Source organism: Chryseobacterium sp. II3a (assembly GCF_057815135.1).
In genome coordinates this window covers 1,026,927-1,044,023 of sequence record NZ_JBYPZJ010000001.1, presented here as the reverse complement: position 1 = coordinate 1,044,023, position 17,097 = coordinate 1,026,927, and the positions used below count along the sequence as shown (strand labels likewise).

The 17,097-nt window shown below is 34.7% G+C and carries 18 protein-coding genes and 1 tRNA gene; 6 read left to right on the top strand and 13 right to left on the bottom strand.

Annotated features, from left to right (window positions below):
* The first annotated feature begins 3 nt into the window (after positions 1-3).
* The 3 genes from AC3HD6_RS04620 to AC3HD6_RS04610 are packed head-to-tail and all read left to right on the top strand — an operon-like array spanning position 4 to position 2,157.
* Positions 4-759, top strand: a complete 756-nt coding sequence (locus AC3HD6_RS04620; RefSeq protein ID WP_488895302.1) for a UbiA prenyltransferase family protein — start codon at positions 4-6, stop codon at positions 757-759.
* A gap of 3 nt (positions 760-762) precedes the next feature.
* Positions 763-1,842: a DNA replication/repair protein RecF gene (gene recF, locus AC3HD6_RS04615; protein ID WP_488895301.1), complete on the top strand. Its 1,080-nt coding sequence runs from the start codon at positions 763-765 to the stop codon at positions 1,840-1,842.
* 21 nt (positions 1,843-1,863) lie between these two features.
* Positions 1,864-2,157, top strand: a complete 294-nt coding sequence (locus AC3HD6_RS04610) for a hypothetical protein (protein WP_488895300.1) — start codon at positions 1,864-1,866, stop codon at positions 2,155-2,157.
* Between the two features lie 436 nt (positions 2,158-2,593).
* Here AC3HD6_RS04610 and AC3HD6_RS04605 read toward each other — a convergent pair whose 3' ends face one another.
* From AC3HD6_RS04605 to AC3HD6_RS04585, 5 genes are all read right to left on the bottom strand, one after another.
* Positions 2,594-3,067: a hypothetical protein gene (locus tag AC3HD6_RS04605; RefSeq protein WP_488895299.1), complete on the bottom strand. Its 474-nt coding sequence runs from the start codon at positions 3,065-3,067 to the stop codon at positions 2,594-2,596.
* An 11-nt stretch (positions 3,068-3,078) separates the two neighbouring features.
* Positions 3,079-3,510, bottom strand: coding sequence for a type VI secretion system amidase effector protein Tae4 (locus AC3HD6_RS04600; protein ID WP_488895298.1), 432 nt, complete (start codon positions 3,508-3,510; stop codon positions 3,079-3,081).
* A 118-nt stretch (positions 3,511-3,628) separates the two neighbouring features.
* Complete coding sequence (locus tag AC3HD6_RS04595; protein WP_488895297.1) at positions 3,629-5,665, bottom strand: recombinase; 2,037 nt, start codon at positions 5,663-5,665, stop codon at positions 3,629-3,631.
* A gap of 13 nt (positions 5,666-5,678) precedes the next feature.
* Positions 5,679-6,323 carry a monofunctional biosynthetic peptidoglycan transglycosylase gene (gene mtgA, locus AC3HD6_RS04590; RefSeq protein ID WP_488895296.1) on the bottom strand — a complete coding sequence of 215 codons (645 nt, stop codon included), beginning with the start codon at positions 6,321-6,323 and terminating at the stop codon, positions 5,679-5,681.
* Between the two features lie 43 nt (positions 6,324-6,366).
* Positions 6,367-7,413, bottom strand: coding sequence for an ABC transporter substrate-binding protein (locus AC3HD6_RS04585; RefSeq protein WP_488895295.1), 1,047 nt, complete (start codon positions 7,411-7,413; stop codon positions 6,367-6,369).
* A 59-nt stretch (positions 7,414-7,472) separates the two neighbouring features.
* Here AC3HD6_RS04585 and AC3HD6_RS04580 point away from each other — a divergent pair.
* A tRNA-Arg gene (locus AC3HD6_RS04580) sits at positions 7,473-7,546 on the top strand.
* Here AC3HD6_RS04580 and AC3HD6_RS04575 read toward each other — a convergent pair.
* Together AC3HD6_RS04575 and AC3HD6_RS04570 are read right to left on the bottom strand one after the other, a co-directional pair.
* Positions 7,512-9,074 carry a recombinase family protein gene (locus AC3HD6_RS04575; protein WP_488895294.1) on the bottom strand — a complete coding sequence of 521 codons (1,563 nt, stop codon included), beginning with the start codon at positions 9,072-9,074 and terminating at the stop codon, positions 7,512-7,514. The two genes, AC3HD6_RS04580 and AC3HD6_RS04575, sit on opposite strands and share 35 nt — an antisense overlap.
* 99 nt (positions 9,075-9,173) lie before the next feature.
* Positions 9,174-9,389 carry a hypothetical protein gene (locus AC3HD6_RS04570; RefSeq protein WP_488895293.1) on the bottom strand — a complete coding sequence of 72 codons (216 nt, stop codon included), beginning with the start codon at positions 9,387-9,389 and terminating at the stop codon, positions 9,174-9,176.
* 158 nt (positions 9,390-9,547) lie between these two features.
* Between AC3HD6_RS04570 and AC3HD6_RS04565 the strand changes: the two genes are divergently transcribed.
* Positions 9,548-10,543 carry a PDDEXK nuclease domain-containing protein gene (locus tag AC3HD6_RS04565; protein WP_488895292.1) on the top strand — a complete coding sequence of 332 codons (996 nt, stop codon included), beginning with the start codon at positions 9,548-9,550 and terminating at the stop codon, positions 10,541-10,543.
* A gap of 684 nt (positions 10,544-11,227) precedes the next feature.
* Positions 11,228-11,671 carry a JAB domain-containing protein gene (locus AC3HD6_RS04560; RefSeq protein ID WP_488895291.1) on the top strand — a complete coding sequence of 148 codons (444 nt, stop codon included), beginning with the start codon at positions 11,228-11,230 and terminating at the stop codon, positions 11,669-11,671.
* A gap of 263 nt (positions 11,672-11,934) precedes the next feature.
* Here AC3HD6_RS04560 and AC3HD6_RS04555 read toward each other — a convergent pair whose 3' ends face one another.
* From AC3HD6_RS04555 to traJ, 6 genes are all read right to left on the bottom strand, one after another.
* Positions 11,935-12,387: a DUF3872 domain-containing protein gene (locus AC3HD6_RS04555; RefSeq protein WP_488895290.1), complete on the bottom strand. Its 453-nt coding sequence runs from the start codon at positions 12,385-12,387 to the stop codon at positions 11,935-11,937.
* Positions 12,388-12,398: 11 nt separating this feature from the next.
* The gene (locus AC3HD6_RS04550; protein ID WP_488895289.1) at positions 12,399-12,959 is read right to left on the bottom strand and encodes a conjugal transfer protein TraO; all 561 of its coding nucleotides are present in this window, start codon (positions 12,957-12,959) and stop codon (positions 12,399-12,401) included.
* A gap of 1 nt (position 12,960) precedes the next feature.
* Positions 12,961-13,866: a conjugative transposon protein TraN gene (gene traN / locus AC3HD6_RS04545; protein WP_488895288.1), complete on the bottom strand. Its 906-nt coding sequence runs from the start codon at positions 13,864-13,866 to the stop codon at positions 12,961-12,963.
* Between the two features lie 15 nt (positions 13,867-13,881).
* Entirely contained in the window at positions 13,882-15,183 is a 1,302-nt protein-coding gene (gene traM / locus AC3HD6_RS04540) for a conjugative transposon protein TraM (RefSeq protein WP_488895287.1), read from the bottom strand.
* Between the two features lie 284 nt (positions 15,184-15,467).
* Positions 15,468-16,091, bottom strand: coding sequence for a conjugative transposon protein TraK (traK, locus tag AC3HD6_RS04535; RefSeq protein ID WP_488895286.1), 624 nt, complete (start codon positions 16,089-16,091; stop codon positions 15,468-15,470).
* Between the two features lie 12 nt (positions 16,092-16,103).
* On the bottom strand, positions 16,104-17,096 hold the full coding sequence (traJ, locus tag AC3HD6_RS04530; protein WP_488895345.1) for a conjugative transposon protein TraJ: 993 nt from the start codon (positions 17,094-17,096) through the stop codon (positions 16,104-16,106).
* Position 17,097 lies beyond the last annotated feature (1 nt).

The window sequence follows — 17,097 nt, the reverse complement described above, 5'->3', positions numbered from 1 at the left end:
TAAATGAACTTTATAAAAATACTTAAAAAAACCGTCATAGACAGCCAAATTTATGTCTCCTTAATGGGAACTTTTTTTGCAGTATTTTTCATGAAAGAGCAAAACACATTCCGTTTTCCTACTATTCTTCTGATTTTCATTACGTATTTCAGTGGGTATATTTACACTAAGTATCAATACACTCAATATTTTTTCAGAATATTGGTTCTGAATGCTCTTGCTGGCATTGCCTGTGCATTTTTAATTATTCATAATCATAATGAAGTAAGATTACTGAAATGGTTTATCATTGTTGTCCTGGGATTATTGTATAACAGTTTTTTCCTGGATGTTTATATCCGGAAGATTCCTCTACTAAAGGTATTCTATGTAGGATTGGTCTGGGCATTGGTCAACTGCTGGCTGACGCTTCCTGAATTCAACCTGCCCATTTTCCTGATCAGCTTCTTTTATATTACAGCATTGGTTCTTCCATTTGATATCCGGGATATGAATAGCGATACCATAAAGACTTTTCCCATGCTGATTGGTATTCAAAATACAAAGTATATTGCATACGGAATGGTTTTCATCAGCTGCCTTATCGGAGTTTTTTATCTAAAACCAATATATGCCGCAGCATTTTTTCTGTCAAGTATCGTCACTTATATTTTCATTTACTTCTCTGAAAATAAAAGAGATGACACTTATTTTTCATTCGGAGTAGAAACTTGTTCTGCACTTCCTTTTTTATTTTTACTAATAATGGAGTATTTTTGACGAATGATTATCAAGAAGATTTCCCTATATAATTTCAAAAACCATTCTGAGAAAAAGTTTGAATTTTCCCCACAGATCAACTGTTTTGTGGGCAATAATGGAGCAGGCAAAACCAATATTCTGGATGCTCTTCATTATTTATCAGTAGGTAAAAGTTTTTTGGGGAATACGGATCTCAATAACATTAAAAAGGAAGAAGATTTTTTCACGATTGATGCAGAGATCCAGAATGAAGATGGTGAAGATAATATCAGGATCACTCAACCAAAAGAAGCCAAAAAAATTATAAAAAAGAATGATAAAAGCTATGACAGGCTAGCTGATCATATTGGCTATCTTCCAAGCGTGATGATTTCCCCTTACGATTCCAACCTTATTTCCGATTCCGGGGAAAGCAGAAGAAAGTTTCTGGATGCGATGATCTCCCAAACTGATTCTGAGTATCTTTTTGATCTGATCCAGTACCAAAAAACAATCCAGCAGAGAAATGCTTTATTGAAATATTTTGCCAAAAACAGAACCTGGGATAAGGATTCGCTGGAAATTTATGATGACCCAATTACAAGATTTGGGACTAAAATTTTCAATAAGAGAAAAATATTTGTAGAACAGCTCAATCCTATTGTTCAGAATTTCTATCAGATTATTTCCGGTGGGAAAGAAACTGTATCTGTTATCTATGAATCTCACCTGTTAGAAAATACTTTTGAGGAGCTGTTAAAAGAAAGCATTGAAAAAGACCGTATGCTCACCTACACTTCAAAAGGAATTCATAAAGATGATCTTCTTTTTGAAATGGATCATGTTTTAATCAAAAAAATAGGTTCTCAGGGACAACAGAAGTCTTTCCTGATTTCTTTAAAACTTGCTCAGATGAGTTTAGTAAAGGAGTTAACAAAGAAAACACCAATTCTTCTGTTGGATGATATATTTGATAAGCTTGATGATACAAGGGTTTCTCAATTGATTGAATTGGTCAATAAAGAAAACTTCGGACAAATCTTTATTACAGATACCCATAGAGAAAGAACGGAAAGTGTGGTAAAAAAGATTAATGAAGAGAGTGTCATTTTTGATATTTAAACCGAACCCCGCAACCCGCCTATGAAAAAGAAAAAACGCGAATACCAATCCTCAGAACTTGTAAAGTCATTTGCAAGAATCTATGGCTTTGAAGATAAACTTGTAGCTTTTGACATTAAAGATTTTCTTGAAGACTATCTTGATCAAAGTCTTTTCAATGAAATCAGAAGCGTGAATATTGAAAAAAAATGTATCATTATTAAAATAGATTCGCCTTTGTTAAAGAATGATTTCAAAATGCGGAAAAGTTTTTACCTGAAGAAGTTTCAGGATAAATTTGGTGAAGATAAGTTTGATGATCTGCAAATATTGTAAAAACGATTAAGATATTTCAAGGATAATTGATATATTTAACACTTTATAAATACAATCAAATTACCATGAAAAAAGTACTTACACAAAAGAAAGTATCAAGAGAAAATTTAAAAAAAATTCAAGGGTCGGGACGAATGGTTTGCTGTGCTGTATCCTGTGCAGATCTTACAACATGCGCTTTTTGGGAACAGTTACCAGCAGAGTGCCCGGATTTACCTTACTGTATATAATTCACGTTATTACATCGTATAGAAAATGCTACCGTTTTGGTAGCATTTTTATTTTTATTAATGTTCTTCTGATTTATTAGAAACTTCTAAAAAATAGAATTGGCTAACCATAGAGTTTCGATCACATTTTTATTGCAGATACTCATAGTGAAAGATAAGTTTAATAATCTTCTGGTATTTTGTAAGGTAACATTCTATCAAAATTTCTAATTCTTATATGTTCCTGAAGCAAAACCCCAATAATCTTTTTCATCAATCCCAGTTTCTGGATCAATTGGGCTATAATTTTTTAAAACTCCTGCTAGTTTTATACTGTCATTTTTAAATAAAAGTCCTTGAATCTCAGTTCCGGTAATTTTACCCAGATTATCTTTTTTAGTTTCTCCTAATATGATGATTGCTTTTTGAACATTGAACTGTGGATATGCATACGAAGTTACTTTCCCATTGTACCTTAAAAAATAACAAGGAGGTTTGATTTCTAAACCTTCTGAGAACTTATATGTATCTGAAGTAATTTTTATTTTGCCAACTCCATTATCATCTATTAATTCGAGTAGCATCCCATTAATATTTGCCGTATCTGAGACTACTATTTTATGATTATCCTTCAATATCTCTTTCTTATCCCGACAAGCCTGCAAACATACAATCATAATAATATAAATTATTGTTCTCATATCAAAAGAATTTAAATTAATGGCCAGAACCATATTTCAACACCCAAAGATAAATAATTAACAGATCCAGCTCTCAAAGAAATTCCATCCCATAAATCGATGTGATCTGTTGCTCCCCAACCATCTTTGATGAAAATTAAACCTTTATGTTTAAAACTTTTACTATTCATTTTAGGATATTTTTTTCTTGAAAGTTTTAAGGTATTACCAAATATCTCAGGGTGTTTATCCACCCAATTAGCCAATTCCTGAGCTCTTAAAATATGTCTAAATTTATCATCATGTTTTTCCCAGCATCTTGCTCCTGAAAAAGAACTTAAATCTACTCCTGATTTACTAAATGCTTCACTCATCCGTATTGCACATTGATTGGGAAATTCTACAACATTACAGGGTTTAAAAGTCCCAGGATGATTTTCCCATAAAATATCAAATCTTACCATATCGAAATAATTATGCCATCCAAATTAATAAATTATATTTAAATCACATAGTAGAGAGATTAAATTCAAAAAAAAACCCAGAATAATTTCTAGGATTTTTATATCTAATTATAGTATTCTAATGATCCTGCTCTTCAGATTTATTAGAAATCGTACTACTCATCAGATCATCTGCTTTTTTATCTAGCCCTGAACGTAGTGGCAGGAAGAATTTTAGCGGATGTTTTACGAAATATTTAAAAATCTCTTTATAGATCTCACTTACCTGTCCGAAGTTCATCTTTCTTGATCTGAACGCCAGAAACATTGATAAACTGAAACTTACCAGGAAGTTGAAGAAACCAATTAAGAAAACCGTTATAAAGGAAATCCAGAACGTATAGGAATCTACGGAGAAATCTTTTCCATATAATCCTAATGCAAAATTCCCGGCAGCAAAAGTAATGTGTCTGATATCAAGATCAAGCCCAAAGAACAATCCTACAGGCGCCGTAGCACCAAGGAAAACCCCGAACCAGAAATTAGAAACAATTCCCGGCCAGTTTTTAGCATAATATTTTGATAATCCTTTCGCAAATTTTTTTCCGAAGAAGCTTCTGATAGAAAGGTTTTTGGCAATTCTTTCCGGGATCTGGTAGAATACGGAGTTGTTTCCGATATTTCCAGAGATAATTCCTGAAATGAAAAGATAAAACCCTGCAATACTGGCGTGAAGAATGGCTTTGGATTTAAAAGGATCAAGATCTTTTAACAGTTTATCTGATCTGTCTACAGCAAGGTTTTGTGAAAAAAATACGTCTAATCCATAAATAATGGCAAGCGCTACCGGAAATGCCAGTAAAACGTTTCCTACGAAGGCAATAAACTGGCTTCGGAATAATTTAGAGACAAGGTGAGCAAATTCGGTATTGTTTCTTTGGCTGTTTCCTTCTTCAGATAATACTTTGGTCATAGTTGCAGCAGTCATTGCTGGCTGTTTTGTGGCTAATGTAAAGCCCATCAGATAGATCATCACAAATCCCATCGCATAGTTCATGGAATATAGAAACGCGTGTGAAAAATCACTTCCTGGAATATATCCGTACAACATTTTCAATACACAGAGTCCTCCTACGATAATTCCACCTCCACTCGCTTTGTAGAACATGGTCATATATTCCTTTCTGGTGGAAGTAATATAATGAGTCCCTGTTTCTGCCGTGTGATTCGTGATAAGGTGAGAAATCAGCCTTGTACTGTCATTGATGAGGTCCGCGATATTATTTTTGTGAGATTTATAATTCAAAATATTGAATACCAATTGCTTAGATCTCAACAAAACATCTTCTTCATTATCAATAATCAATAACTGTACGATCTCGTAAATTCTTTCAGTCTGCTGGCGGATTTTCAGCAATGATTGGTTAATCTTCCCTGAAATTCCATATTTCGCTGAATTTTTGAAGGCTATATTTACAAACTCCAGACATTGCTCGGAATAAATCTTGATTTGCTTATACCGGCTGTCTTTGGAATGAAGCTGTAGGTCAGGATCTTTAACCAGATCATCAGCTAAGGCTTCCAATTCGTTCTGAAGAGCCAAAAACGGATTGGAAAGATTCCTGTATTGGGGAGCCATTCTTACTACTTCCACTTCCATTGCCATTCCTGTAACCCTCCATGAAAGGATGTTCATTGAGAAGATCAGTTCCTTTTTAACATTGGGCTTAATGATGAAATCTGAAGCTCCGATGAGTGTCAGAAATTCATTTACTTCATTTTCCGGAAGGTTGTGAAGATATTTTAAGTCCGATTTAGGTCTTAAACTTACATTATCAATCATGTACCACACTGTTTTCTCGTTTTCAACAGGTGGCAGAACCTTATTCAGGATTCTTTTTTTAAGTTCCGGAAAGAAGGCATTTTCAGAAAGAATATTGGCTTCTGTCAGTGACAGGTTGAATGGTCTTCCCTTGAAAATATTGTGAATGTAATACTTAAAGTTTTCCGTAAAATTCGGATTGTTTTTAAGAAAATTAAGCACATCTGTAAAGTCTGCTCTTTTCACACTCTCCAGTAACTCTGCAAAGGGTTCCAAAGAAAGGGTTTCGTTCTTAAAAGAAAAGTATTTTTTAAGAACTGACTCAAAATTTGTGCTGGAATTAAAGAATTTCATTAGTACAAAGATACTATTTCAAACTCACATTCCTCATCTGTCTCATAATCCAATTGTGTTTCTTTCTTAAATAAGGGGATGGATTCTTTGGATCATATTTCTTTGGATTCGGCAGTACAGCAGCAATCCAGGCTGCATCTGAAGTGCTCAGATCTTTGGATGATTTACCAAAATAATATTGTGCTGCTGCTTCTACACCAAATACTCCCTGTCCCATTTCAATGGAATTCAGGTATCTTTCAAGGATAATATCTTTACTCCATACTTTTTCAATAATAAAAGTATAGATGGCTTCCAGCCCTTTTCTTACCCAGCTTCTGCCCTGCCAAAGGAAGACATTTTTGGCCGTCTGCTGGGAGATCGTACTTCCGCCTCTTATTTTTTTCCCTTTTTCATTATACTTCATTGCTTTTTCAATGGCTGTATAATCAAAACCATCATGATCAAAGAATTTCTGGTCTTCTGAAGCAATCACTGCTTTTTTTACATTGCTTCCCATTTCATCATAGGAAATATAATCTCTGTGTAATTTTCCGTACTCAAAAAGACCTCCTATCTGCGTAAGGGTAATGGGTGGATTAAAAAATCTTCCCCAAATGATAAAAACCACGTTCAGCACAAGAACGATGAAAATAAATTGTTTAATTCTTTTCCACATAACTTTATAAAAAGGAAAGGCAAAAATAAGCAAATAGTCCGATTTACTGCAATTCTTTCATATAAGTAAGTTGGTAATCCGGTAAAAGTTCAGGATGAAAGATTTTAATATAATCTTTAAGGATCAAATCTGCTCTTACCACACCACTTTCAAAGAAATCGTTGGCTTTCTGTCTCTCTTTTCCAGCCATAGTATACAACTTCCCTGTATTGAATACATCTAGTTTTCCGTAAAAAGAATTCATCTTCAGCATTTCTTTTTTTGAAGTGTGATTTCCTGCATTTACCCAGTACTGAACGCCACTGGTCTTAGCAAAAACTTCTTCAAAACTCATGGTTAAGGCTTTTTCATCCTTATTATCTTTCATAATATAAGCAGCATTAGCATCAGCAATATAGTGAGCTACGGAAGTATTTCCACCAGGAAGATACCAAATATCACCATACATTTCATTCGCCAGTACAACAGGTTTTTCTTTTGCCGTTAAAGCCAGTTTCTTCAGAGCATTATAATTTTTCTCTATTTCCTGGTATTTAGCTTCGGCTTCTTTTTCTTTTCCAAAAAGTTCTCCGAACACTTTTACATAAGCTGTTTTCTGTAATGGCTGCTGCTCCATATACTCATCCAGGAATATCACCTGAATACCGTTGTTCTTTAATAGCTGATAGGCATTGTCAAAACTTGCAATATAGTTGGTGAAAATCGCATCAGGCTTCATGGAAATAATTTTCTCCACGTCATACTTCTGATCACTTCCTACATTCTGAATTTTTCCTTCTTTAATCAGATTCTGTATTTTTTCTGAATAAATATACTCGGGACTAGACACTCCAATGATCAAATTTTCAGCTCCAAGCTCTGAAATATACCCTGCCATACTTGCATTAAGCAAGATAATTTTCTTGAAAGGTGTTTGATTTTGCTTGAAATTATAGGTGAAATTTCCCGATTTCAGCTCCAAACTTCCATCTTGTTCCTTGTATTGGGTACGATTTGAGATATTTGTCCAATCTGAGGACGAAATTTTTGATTCTCTTTTACAGGCAATTAGCGAAAATACCGTAAATAAAAGTAAAATTTTCTTTTTCATGTTTCAAAGAACGGAAAAAAGTGGTATATTTGCAACCGTTAAACGACAACATAACAAACGGCCTCGTGGCGCAACTGAATAGCGCATCTGATTACGGCTCAGAAGGTTACAGGTTTGAATCCTGTCGAGGTCACAAGACCGACATTTGAAGATTTCACTCTTCGATGTCGGTTTTTTTTATTTCCTAATCCGTTGTTATACTGGTAGATACACTGAGCAACAATATTCATTTTAGGTGTTTGAAAACTTTTTCCGTCAAATTCGACTTTTTGGGGAAATATCAAACACCCAATCGTCCTTTTTGTTTGAAGATCTCCCTGCTGATAAAGGTTTGCAAGGTTTTCCATCCCGTCAAGTGCATTTTCTATTTTTGTTCTAATGTCAAGTTCCTTGCTATCCAAAACCATTTGCTGAAGTTCCTGTTCCAATTGTTCAATTTGTGATTTTGTGATTCTTTTGATCTCTTTATAATCTTCTTCATCCAGTTTATCAATAAGATATTTATCTCTTGCATTCGCGACCTTTTCATTAAGAAAGTTGATCTCTTTTGAAATTGACTTTCTTTTAGCTTCTATATCATAGGTGAATTGTTTATAATTATCTAAAAGTATCTCCTTCATAAGTTCTTTGATGATAGGATTGTATTCCAGTTTAGAAATTTCAAGCTCAAAGAGTTCATTTAACTTGTCAGAGTCAAACCTGAATCCGCACTTATAATGGCAATGATAGTAATAATAGGTTTTAGACTTTCCTTTTGCTCCGCTTGCCGTAAGATTCTTTCCACACCTTGGACAGACCAGAAGGCCTCTAAGGGGAAAGCGTTCGTTTCCAAGAACTCTTCCACCAGGACCCTCTGCTTTTCTTTTTTTGTCCATAATGTGTTGAACCTGATTAAACAATCGTTCACTAATCAATGCCTCATGTTTTCCTTCAGTGTAATAAGCCTCCTCTTGTTTATAGTCTTCAATATAGATCTTCCCGCAGTAAACAGGGTTTCTCATAGCTTTGGCGAAAGCGCTTCTTGACATTGATACTCCCTCTCTTTTATTCATTTGCTGCCTTACATGGTCAGCAGGAATATGACCTTTGGAAACTTCATTAAATGCCCAGATAATATTGGAAGCCTCCGGATCCTTAATTGCAATATATTTTTTACCATCTTCATGACTTCTGTTGATATATCCATAAGGAGCAATTCCCATCAATCGCCCCTCTTTTTTTGCTCTTCGCATTCCATGGAAAGTATTTAATGCTCTTCGGTCATTTTCCACTTCAGGAGTTGATAAATAAATAGCCAACATTAACTTATTTTCAGGAACCGACATATCCAAAGGCTGCTCAATCGCCTGAGGAATGATATGGTTTTTTTGAAGGAGACTGATCATTTGATAGGCATCACCCGTATTACGGCTAAATCGATCCCACTTTGTGAACAGAACCAAACTGCTTTTATGGCTCTTTTTTTTGATTTCGAGAAGATATTTTTTCCACTCAGGACGTTCAAAGCTTTTAGCTGAATGGTCTTCATAAATTATTTTGTTGATCAATATATTGCTATTAGCACAATACTTCCGTAATCGCTCATCCTGATCTCTTTGTGAATAACCTTTTTCAGCTTGTTCATCGGTAGATACTCTTATATACAGATCTGCAATAACCATAATTGTAATAATTTCGTTAAAATTGAGTTAGATTGGCATCAAAACAAAACTGATGCGGCAGAAATTCATCATTCCGATATATCGCTAAGATACAAATTATCAGTCAGATGTAAAAAATTCTTTTAAGGTAAGTTTTACAATAATATATATAAATTCCATTATTTCTTCGGATTGCTCTTCATTAATATCGTAGCCAGCTTTTCTTAGCAAATGCAATGCTTTTTGAGGAGAAATCTTTTTTAATTCAATAGATGGGATATATTTTTTACTCTCAGAATATAGAACTTTTTTGTTTTCTCTATGATGATTTTTCATAATGATTGGCTTAATGATTATAAATCACCATTAATTTAAAATCATCATTCCTGGAATCTTTTGAAGTGTCTTTGTCGTGTACTTGATGGCCTTCTTTTACAGTTATTTAACGACAGTATTTTTTATTAAAAACTTCTAATTTTTGTAACTTTGAAAACATGAAAGAACAACATCTGGAGCCTAAACAAGAACTTTATCATTCTATTGCCAAAATTATTGTCGATTCAAAATCAAGTCTTTACAGAACAACTAATACAATATTATTAAACATGTATTGGGAAATCGGTAAACTCATTGTTCAGGATGAGCAAAATGGCGAAAAACGTGCAGGTTATGGAAAACATATACTTAAAAACTTAGCGAACCAACTATCTCTTGAGTTTGGCAAAGGTTTCAATGAAAGAAATCTGAATAATATGAGAGCATTCTTTAGCTCTTTTCCAATTTGGAACGCAGTGCGTACCGAATTGAGTTGGACTCATTATAGGATTATTAGCAGAATTGACAACCCTGATCACAGAATTCAGTACGTAAATCACGCCATTGAAGGTAACTGGAATACAAGAACATTGCAACGAAATATTGACAGTCAATATTTGGGCAGATTATTAAAATTTCCTGATAATAATGATGAGAAAGAAGTTTCATCTTTTATCAAAGATCCCTATATATTTGAATTTCTTGGATTGCCCACTGATACCACACAGACAGAAACTCAAATAGAAACAGCACTTATCTCTCACTTGCAAAAATTCCTGATGGAATTAGGAAAAGGTTTTGCATTTGTTGCAAGACAACAGCATATTGTTACCGATACTTCCGATTTTTTCATAGATCTTGTTTTCTATAATTATTATCTAAAATGTTTTGTCCTTGTTGATTTAAAAACACATAAATTAACCCACGAAGCTATCGGACAGATGGATATGTACGTTAGAATGTATAATGATCTTAAAAAAGGAGATGATGACAATCCTACTATTGGTATAATCTTATGCACTGAAAAAGATGAAACAGTGGTAAAATATTCTGTTATGTCTGAAAATGAAAAACTGTTTGCAAGTAAATATAGAACTTACCTACCCGATGAGATAGAATTAAAGCAACTTATTGAAGCTGACCGATTAAAACTTGAACTGGACGACCTGACATAGAATAAACAATAATTCTATAATAAAAATTATAACCTCTTAGAGTTAAATAAAATTCTTTCTATGATTCCTTTTATTATTACTGATAAAGTATTAATAAAGGTCTTTTTATCTGAATCAGAATTACGAGACACCATTGCGTATTTCAATAAGTTCATTATTCATTTGTACACATTAGTAAATTAGTACGATTTGATTCGTCCAGGGAAGTTACACAATAATTTATTTTCAAATTCTTACATCAGCTAATCTCGACTATCTGGCAATTTTTATGATAAACCATATTAAAAAAACTCCCGTTTACAAATTAGATCACCATCTTGTTACTATAACGAAATTTTATATCCTGTATTTTTTACAGGATTTTTTATTTAATGTTCTGATATTTTCAAAAATAACCGGTAAAAAGGCAGCTAAGGTATTGTTGTCAGCCATCGTTGTGCCTCCAAAAGACTACGGCATAAACGGTTTCCTCCCTAAAGGTACCCTCCAATTATTCCGTTTCCTTTTGGTTTTTATTCTTTGGCAACACTTTATATCTGCTTTCTTTTTTCCGGTTTTTCTTTTGAAAAATATTCAGCGAAGCTTGAAAGGCTTTTAAGGAGTTAATCGGAAAAGAGACTGAAAACAAGTTAAAAATATAACAAGTACGGGAAATTCAAGTCTCTGCCGTATAAGAGCAATCACATGGATTTTAATATTGTCAATGAAATAAAACTAAGTTATTCAAGAAAAGGCAACTCTGAAAAATTAATAAGCTGCTCACTTGATGCTGTTGATGTATTCCGTCAATACTTTGACCTTGAAGAAATAGATTACAGAGAATCATTTTTTGCACTGTATTTAAATCAGGCAAACAAAGTTTTAGGGATAAAGAAAATATCCGAATCAGGTATTTCTTCAACAATAGTTGATGTAAGAATTATTATGCAAGCAGCCCTTTTGTGCAATGCAACTGCGATAATTTTAGCACATAATCACCCGTCAGGTAATTTAAAACCCTCAGCGGAGGACTTGAAAATTACTCAGAGCATAAAAAATGCATCAGAATTTTTAAATATCAAATTACTGGATCATTGCATTTTAACCTCAACAGATTACCTATCATTTGCCGATGACGGTCATCTATAAATATGAATTATAATTACTTAAAGCAAGCGACAATTGTGAATTGTCGCTTATTTACATATCGGCGAAAAGACAATTCCTTCCTTTGGTCAAAAACGTCTTTTCGCAAATTGTTAGAGTAACCCTATTGAAAAAAAATCTAGGTTAATTTTTTTTCAAAAAGGTTACGATTAGTTTCTCTGGCTATTTCTTATAGCTTTGAATGGCAAAAAAAAGCTATTTCTGATGAAATAGCCTAAGTATATTACATTTTATATAAAATCTATCTACAACGTCCCCGTACTTTGAGGATTAAACTGAAAACTGGCTTTCTGCTTATTTCCCATATTATCTGAGATCCAAATATCAAAACTTTGCGATACAGTGGATTCAGAAGTATAGTACAACCTGAATTCCTTCTCAGTTAAAGGATAGAAATCATTTGGAGCAAAAGGTGGATCGTTAAATAATCTGAGATTACCCGCTCCGTCGGATTGAAAATATCGTATCGAATAGGCAGTTCCTGCATAATTTCCAGTGGATATAATACGACATCGGATTTCTACTGTTTCACCTTTAGCGATGTACTTCTGAACTGGCATCACCTCTACCTCAAATGGAAAACTCTGTTGAATTTCTAAATCATCATTCTGACATGAGTGTAATATAAAACCCACGACGAATAGAAATAAGCCATACCTGAACAGTATCTTAAAAGTATTATCAATTATATTTTTCATTTTATATTATTTTAAAAATTATATCTTATTCCAAAACCGAATAGGGAATGAATCTGCCCCTGCTGACTGTTTTTTAAAAAGCGCAACTGCCCGTTAATTAAAAAGACCCAATGTCTCGTCAGATAACTTTCAAAAGAAAGCTTACCACCAACTCCATAAATAAAGTTGTCTGTTGAGTCAAGCATTGAACCGTCCTCAATCACTTTATTACCTCTATTTACCTGTTCATAACCTGCCAAACCTCCAATTCCAAGATTAAGATTGACATTTCGCATAAAGTCTCCCCACAAGTAAAAACTGTAACCTCCATTGAACAGGAACATCTCTATCGGGATTTCGTAGTTGGTGTATTCATAATACTTTCTACCATATTCTGCCAGTCCAAAAAAGTAACTACCATTTCGTACGTAAGAAATGACCCCAACGTTTAAAGCATAGTTTTGCTTTTTGGGGGATTGCGAAAATACTGAATAAGCAAATTCAACACCCTTTTGCTTTGGAATCATTTGCTGGGCAAATGTTTTAATACTCGCTGTAAGCATAAAAATTACTGTTAAAAATATTTTATACATCTTATTTCGTTTTTATGTTTAAACTGTTAATGAGCCTTGCGTGAATTAGGTCTTTATTTTCAAGCTGTACTTTCTGATGTCTTCCCCCACTCTTTTCCAGAATTTCGATCTCCAAAATCTGATCCTTTAGGAGCGTAAACTGATCTAATAGATAAATTCCTAACATGTTCGAATGATCGGAAGCCGTCATTGTAGGAAAATAAACTCGAATAGGTTCTAATAGCTTATCCTGAGCAACCGTACGTTTTAAGTTCTTCTTGTCAACAATCTTGAAGTTGACCCATTCAATAGTATATGACACATTACTGGAGTTTTCAACCTCCAAGGTGAAATATAACTTGTTATCATTGACATGTAGTGACCTGACCGAGAATTGAATTCCATAGCTTTTGGAAACAATATGCTTAATAGTTCTATTGTTTTTCTGGTAAAGATTTTCCATAATAAGCTCTGTCAGCATAGATGAGCTTCCTTTAAGATCTTCAAATAAAACATCTGTTGCATATTGTCGTTCCGTATCTCTCTGCAGTTTTAATAAATCATAACTAACTACTGTCGGATAAGGACTGTAGAATGCATCAAAACTGTAAAATTTCCCGTCTTCAGTAATGACTGAAAAATTAGTTTCTTCTTCGAAATCTCTTACTGACGACTTAACCCGGAGGACATTTCCAATAGGTTCTGCCTTATTGGCAACCAAGAGATCGCTTCCAAGATCAACATATCGAATGGGTGAGGGAAATAAGAGATGTGATGTTTTATTATAGGTAACCTCCATTCTGTACGGTATCAATCGTGCTTGCTCTAAAGGAAGGTAAGAAGTGGTGGAATCCTGAGCAAATGACCTGCTGCTTATGATGAGCAGCAGTAGAATTCCTAAAATATAATGGCTCTTTAGTGTGTTCATTTTTTATTAATTTAATTAGTTATTCTTTGGCACAAGTAAAATCTGATGGCCCGCTTTTACCGTTATCTTCTGTTGTCTGACTTTTTTCTGAAAATAACCGGACACTCCCTGTATCACTCCCCTGCTTAGATCCGATGCAATCTGCTGCCCGGCTGATTGGGTCATCATTATATTAGTTCCTGAAGTCTGACTCATATTCGCTATCATGTCATTGACTGCATTTTGTTCTGGTGAATAAGGAACATTCAGTCCTGGCTGGCCATCATTGTCATATACATTAATTTCCACCGGATAAATACTGCCTCGATATTCAATTGAACTCACTTTTAGCTGAAGTCTTCCCCCTTGAAATTTACAAGTGCCGATGAGCACTGTCCCAGATGGAATCTCTATCCGATCCAACTGCATACCTTCTGAAAGCATGATTGATAATGAGCTTTCATTCACTAATGTTTTGGTTTCAGAAACAATAGCCTTTATCGCATTCTTAGGTTGACTTGATTTTTTTTTATCACTTGGTACATCAAAAAATCTATTATGATTCAACCCTAGAATAAAAGCACTGTCAGATGGTTCCCTGTACAAGGATGAAACTATTCTGGAATGGGCAGCTTTCACTGCGGTAAGCTTGACCTTCTTTTCATTCGATGGATTTGTTTCTTCTTCTTCCTTTGATAGAGTCCCTTCTTTCGAAGCGGAAGGAAGGTATTTAGCTGCCATCTGGTAGGATTTTTCCATCAGCTCCAACTGATCGTTGATTCCAAGACTTGCAGGAACAGAATTATTCTGTATTGCGTCCTTTTTCAATCTGGAAATTTCCTTTCTTAAATCATTGACTTCCTGATTATCCTGCTGATAGAAAGAACCTAAGGTCTGTTGTGCATTTCGATAACTGTTTACCGCATTCTGATCTGAACGTGATAAATCACCTGATTTATTGGCAGATAAGGATGATCCGGAATTTTGATTAACATCACTTTCATCTGTCCAATAATCAGATAATATAGTGAGGGCCTTTCTCTTTTCTTCAGTTTTTTGTTCCAAAAGTTGCTGCTCATAAGCTTTCTGCTTGTCCGACTGCAACTGACCGTCTTTTGCATGGGGAATTGCAGCATTAAGCCCTTCCTCTGCAACAATCGTATTATTTGTTTTTGGTTTAAAAATCAGATATAAACAAATCGCACATAATAAAGTCATTAAACAATAAATCATTGGCTTTTTAAGCTGCTCCCATTTCGCTCTGGGATGATCTCCTACCCCATTATCATTCTGAAGTAGGTCATCTTCTGTAATTTTTATTTTTTCAGAATCTTTCATCCTTCTATTTCTTAATTAATGAGTTAATCTTATCAGCCTGTATTGTATCCTTCATTTGAAGGCTCCTAGAAATTCCATCAATATGATTGATCGATATTTCATTATTTCTCTGACTTGTCGATATGCAGATGCTAACAATTACCAGTAAAGTGAGCAAAGTATATCCTCCGAAAAAAAGCTTGGTTAATAATCTTTGCCTCTTAATAGGAAGAATTTTCCACTGATTATCAGCTTGCAAGACGTAATATTCTATTTTATCTCTTATACTTTTCATAAGGGGAGTTTTAGCGTTCAACGGTTTCAATATCTTTGTTTTCAAGGACGTTGAATTTCTCAATGGTAAATCCCTGAGGATTGCTGTCAGACCTTACTGAATTAACCAATGAGCAGTTTGTAATCAGACTTCTTATGGTAAGGTTGCTTGATCTAATGATAAATTGTCTGGCGTAGGTTTTTACGGTATATGGATAACTGTCAAAGTCTGCAGCTAAGCTGTCTACCTCCACTCTCTGCTGGATGTTCCCTGAAATAATTCGGTTATAATATCCTTTTTCCTGAAGGTCTTTATAATAATTAAATGCAGATTGATCAGCAAGATTGAATGCTCTTTTGACATTGCTTTCAATAGCATTTTTATCAGGTGCTACCGTAAAAAACAGTTCGTGAAATCTTCTGACATGTTCTCTGGCTTCAACAGGTCTGTTGATCGACATATCCTGAGACAGAGCAACCATCAGAGACTTGCCGTTATCCAATACATAAATCTTCTGGCGCTGCTCTTCAACAAACTGATATGATTTAAAAACAACAACTCCTACAACTCCAAAACACAGTAGAGTAAAAACCAGTGTAAACAAACGGATCTGCTTGAAGCTACTCTCAATATTCTTTAATGATTTAAATTCCATAGTACTGTATTTTTATTTTAATAACCTTCCTGAAATATTACCTGTTGCTGAGCCTGCTGCCGCTCCAGCAATATTTCCCGACTTTGAGGCGGTCTGATTGACATTTCGCATAAAGTTTCCTGCCCCTCCCGCCTGAATTACCCAGCCTGTAACAGTAGGTACCGTAAAGTATCCTATAATTCCGATCACCATATAGATGATGTAAACCGTATTGGAAGTATCCGGAATAAAGGTGGGATCTGCCAGCATTTCAATATCCCGCTCCAAAATGAGTGACTGTATTTTAGCCAGTATAGAACTGAAAATATCAGCAACAGGAAGCCAGAGATAAACACTGATGTACCTTGTCAGCCATTGCGTTAAAGTGGTCTGAAAGCCATCCCAGACTGAAATTGCAAAAGCAATGGGACCCAATATAGAAAGTACAATCAAAAAAAATGTTCTTATCGTATCAATGACCAATGCGGCTGCCTGAAAAAGAATTTCCAGAAACTCTCTGAAACCATCCCGTATGTCTTTCTTGATAGCAAACATTTCTCTTTCTATATACATACCGGACATGGTTACCAGATCAGAAGGTGACCATCCCAGTTCTTCCAGCTTTTTATCAAACTCTTCATTGGAAATCAGATAAGCCATCTCCGGATTTCTAAGCATAGCTTCTCTCTCCAGAAGGTCTTTTTTCTGTTGTAATTCATTCAAATCCAAAACCTGACTTTCCAACATCGAATGACTTCCCTGAACAATAGGGCTCAGAACACCATTGATACTTCCCAATACCAAGGTTGAAAAAAACATGATGCAGATCCCTATGGCAAAGGGTCTGAGCATTGGAAACAGATCAATGGACTCAGCACGGCTTAAGGCCTGCCAAACTTTGATGGCTACATAAAACAAAGCTCCTAAACCCGCAACCCCTTTTGCAACAGCCGCCATATCAGCACACAAAGGCATCATTTCCTCATATACTGATCGTAGAACTTCATGTAAATTCGTAGGCTCCATA

What these genes read in the sequence shown, in the direction of transcription:
- AC3HD6_RS04620 (WP_488895302.1), top strand. Translation starts at nt 4, where the DNA reads ATGAACTTTATAAAAATACTTAAAAAAACCGTCATAGACAGCCAAATT.
- recF (WP_488895301.1), top strand. Translation starts at nt 763, where the DNA reads ATGATTATCAAGAAGATTTCCCTATATAATTTCAAAAACCATTCTGAG.
- AC3HD6_RS04610 (WP_488895300.1), top strand. Translation starts at nt 1,864, where the DNA reads ATGAAAAAGAAAAAACGCGAATACCAATCCTCAGAACTTGTAAAGTCA.
- AC3HD6_RS04605 (WP_488895299.1), bottom strand. Translation starts at nt 3,067, where the DNA reads ATGAGAACAATAATTTATATTATTATGATTGTATGTTTGCAGGCTTGT.
- AC3HD6_RS04600 (WP_488895298.1), bottom strand. Translation starts at nt 3,510, where the DNA reads ATGGTAAGATTTGATATTTTATGGGAAAATCATCCTGGGACTTTTAAA.
- AC3HD6_RS04595 (WP_488895297.1), bottom strand. Translation starts at nt 5,665, where the DNA reads ATGAAATTCTTTAATTCCAGCACAAATTTTGAGTCAGTTCTTAAAAAA.
- mtgA (WP_488895296.1), bottom strand. Translation starts at nt 6,323, where the DNA reads ATGTGGAAAAGAATTAAACAATTTATTTTCATCGTTCTTGTGCTGAAC.
- AC3HD6_RS04585 (WP_488895295.1), bottom strand. Translation starts at nt 7,413, where the DNA reads ATGAAAAAGAAAATTTTACTTTTATTTACGGTATTTTCGCTAATTGCC.
- AC3HD6_RS04575 (WP_488895294.1), bottom strand. Translation starts at nt 9,074, where the DNA reads ATGGTTATTGCAGATCTGTATATAAGAGTATCTACCGATGAACAAGCT.
- AC3HD6_RS04570 (WP_488895293.1), bottom strand. Translation starts at nt 9,389, where the DNA reads ATGAAAAATCATCATAGAGAAAACAAAAAAGTTCTATATTCTGAGAGT.
- AC3HD6_RS04565 (WP_488895292.1), top strand. Translation starts at nt 9,548, where the DNA reads ATGAAAGAACAACATCTGGAGCCTAAACAAGAACTTTATCATTCTATT.
- AC3HD6_RS04560 (WP_488895291.1), top strand. Translation starts at nt 11,228, where the DNA reads ATGGATTTTAATATTGTCAATGAAATAAAACTAAGTTATTCAAGAAAA.
- AC3HD6_RS04555 (WP_488895290.1), bottom strand. Translation starts at nt 12,387, where the DNA reads ATGAAAAATATAATTGATAATACTTTTAAGATACTGTTCAGGTATGGC.
- AC3HD6_RS04550 (WP_488895289.1), bottom strand. Translation starts at nt 12,959, where the DNA reads ATGTATAAAATATTTTTAACAGTAATTTTTATGCTTACAGCGAGTATT.
- traN (WP_488895288.1), bottom strand. Translation starts at nt 13,866, where the DNA reads ATGAACACACTAAAGAGCCATTATATTTTAGGAATTCTACTGCTGCTC.
- traM (WP_488895287.1), bottom strand. Translation starts at nt 15,183, where the DNA reads ATGAAAGATTCTGAAAAAATAAAAATTACAGAAGATGACCTACTTCAG.
- traK (WP_488895286.1), bottom strand. Translation starts at nt 16,091, where the DNA reads ATGGAATTTAAATCATTAAAGAATATTGAGAGTAGCTTCAAGCAGATC.
- traJ (WP_488895345.1), bottom strand. Translation starts at nt 17,096, where the DNA reads ATGGAGCCTACGAATTTACATGAAGTTCTACGATCAGTATATGAGGAA.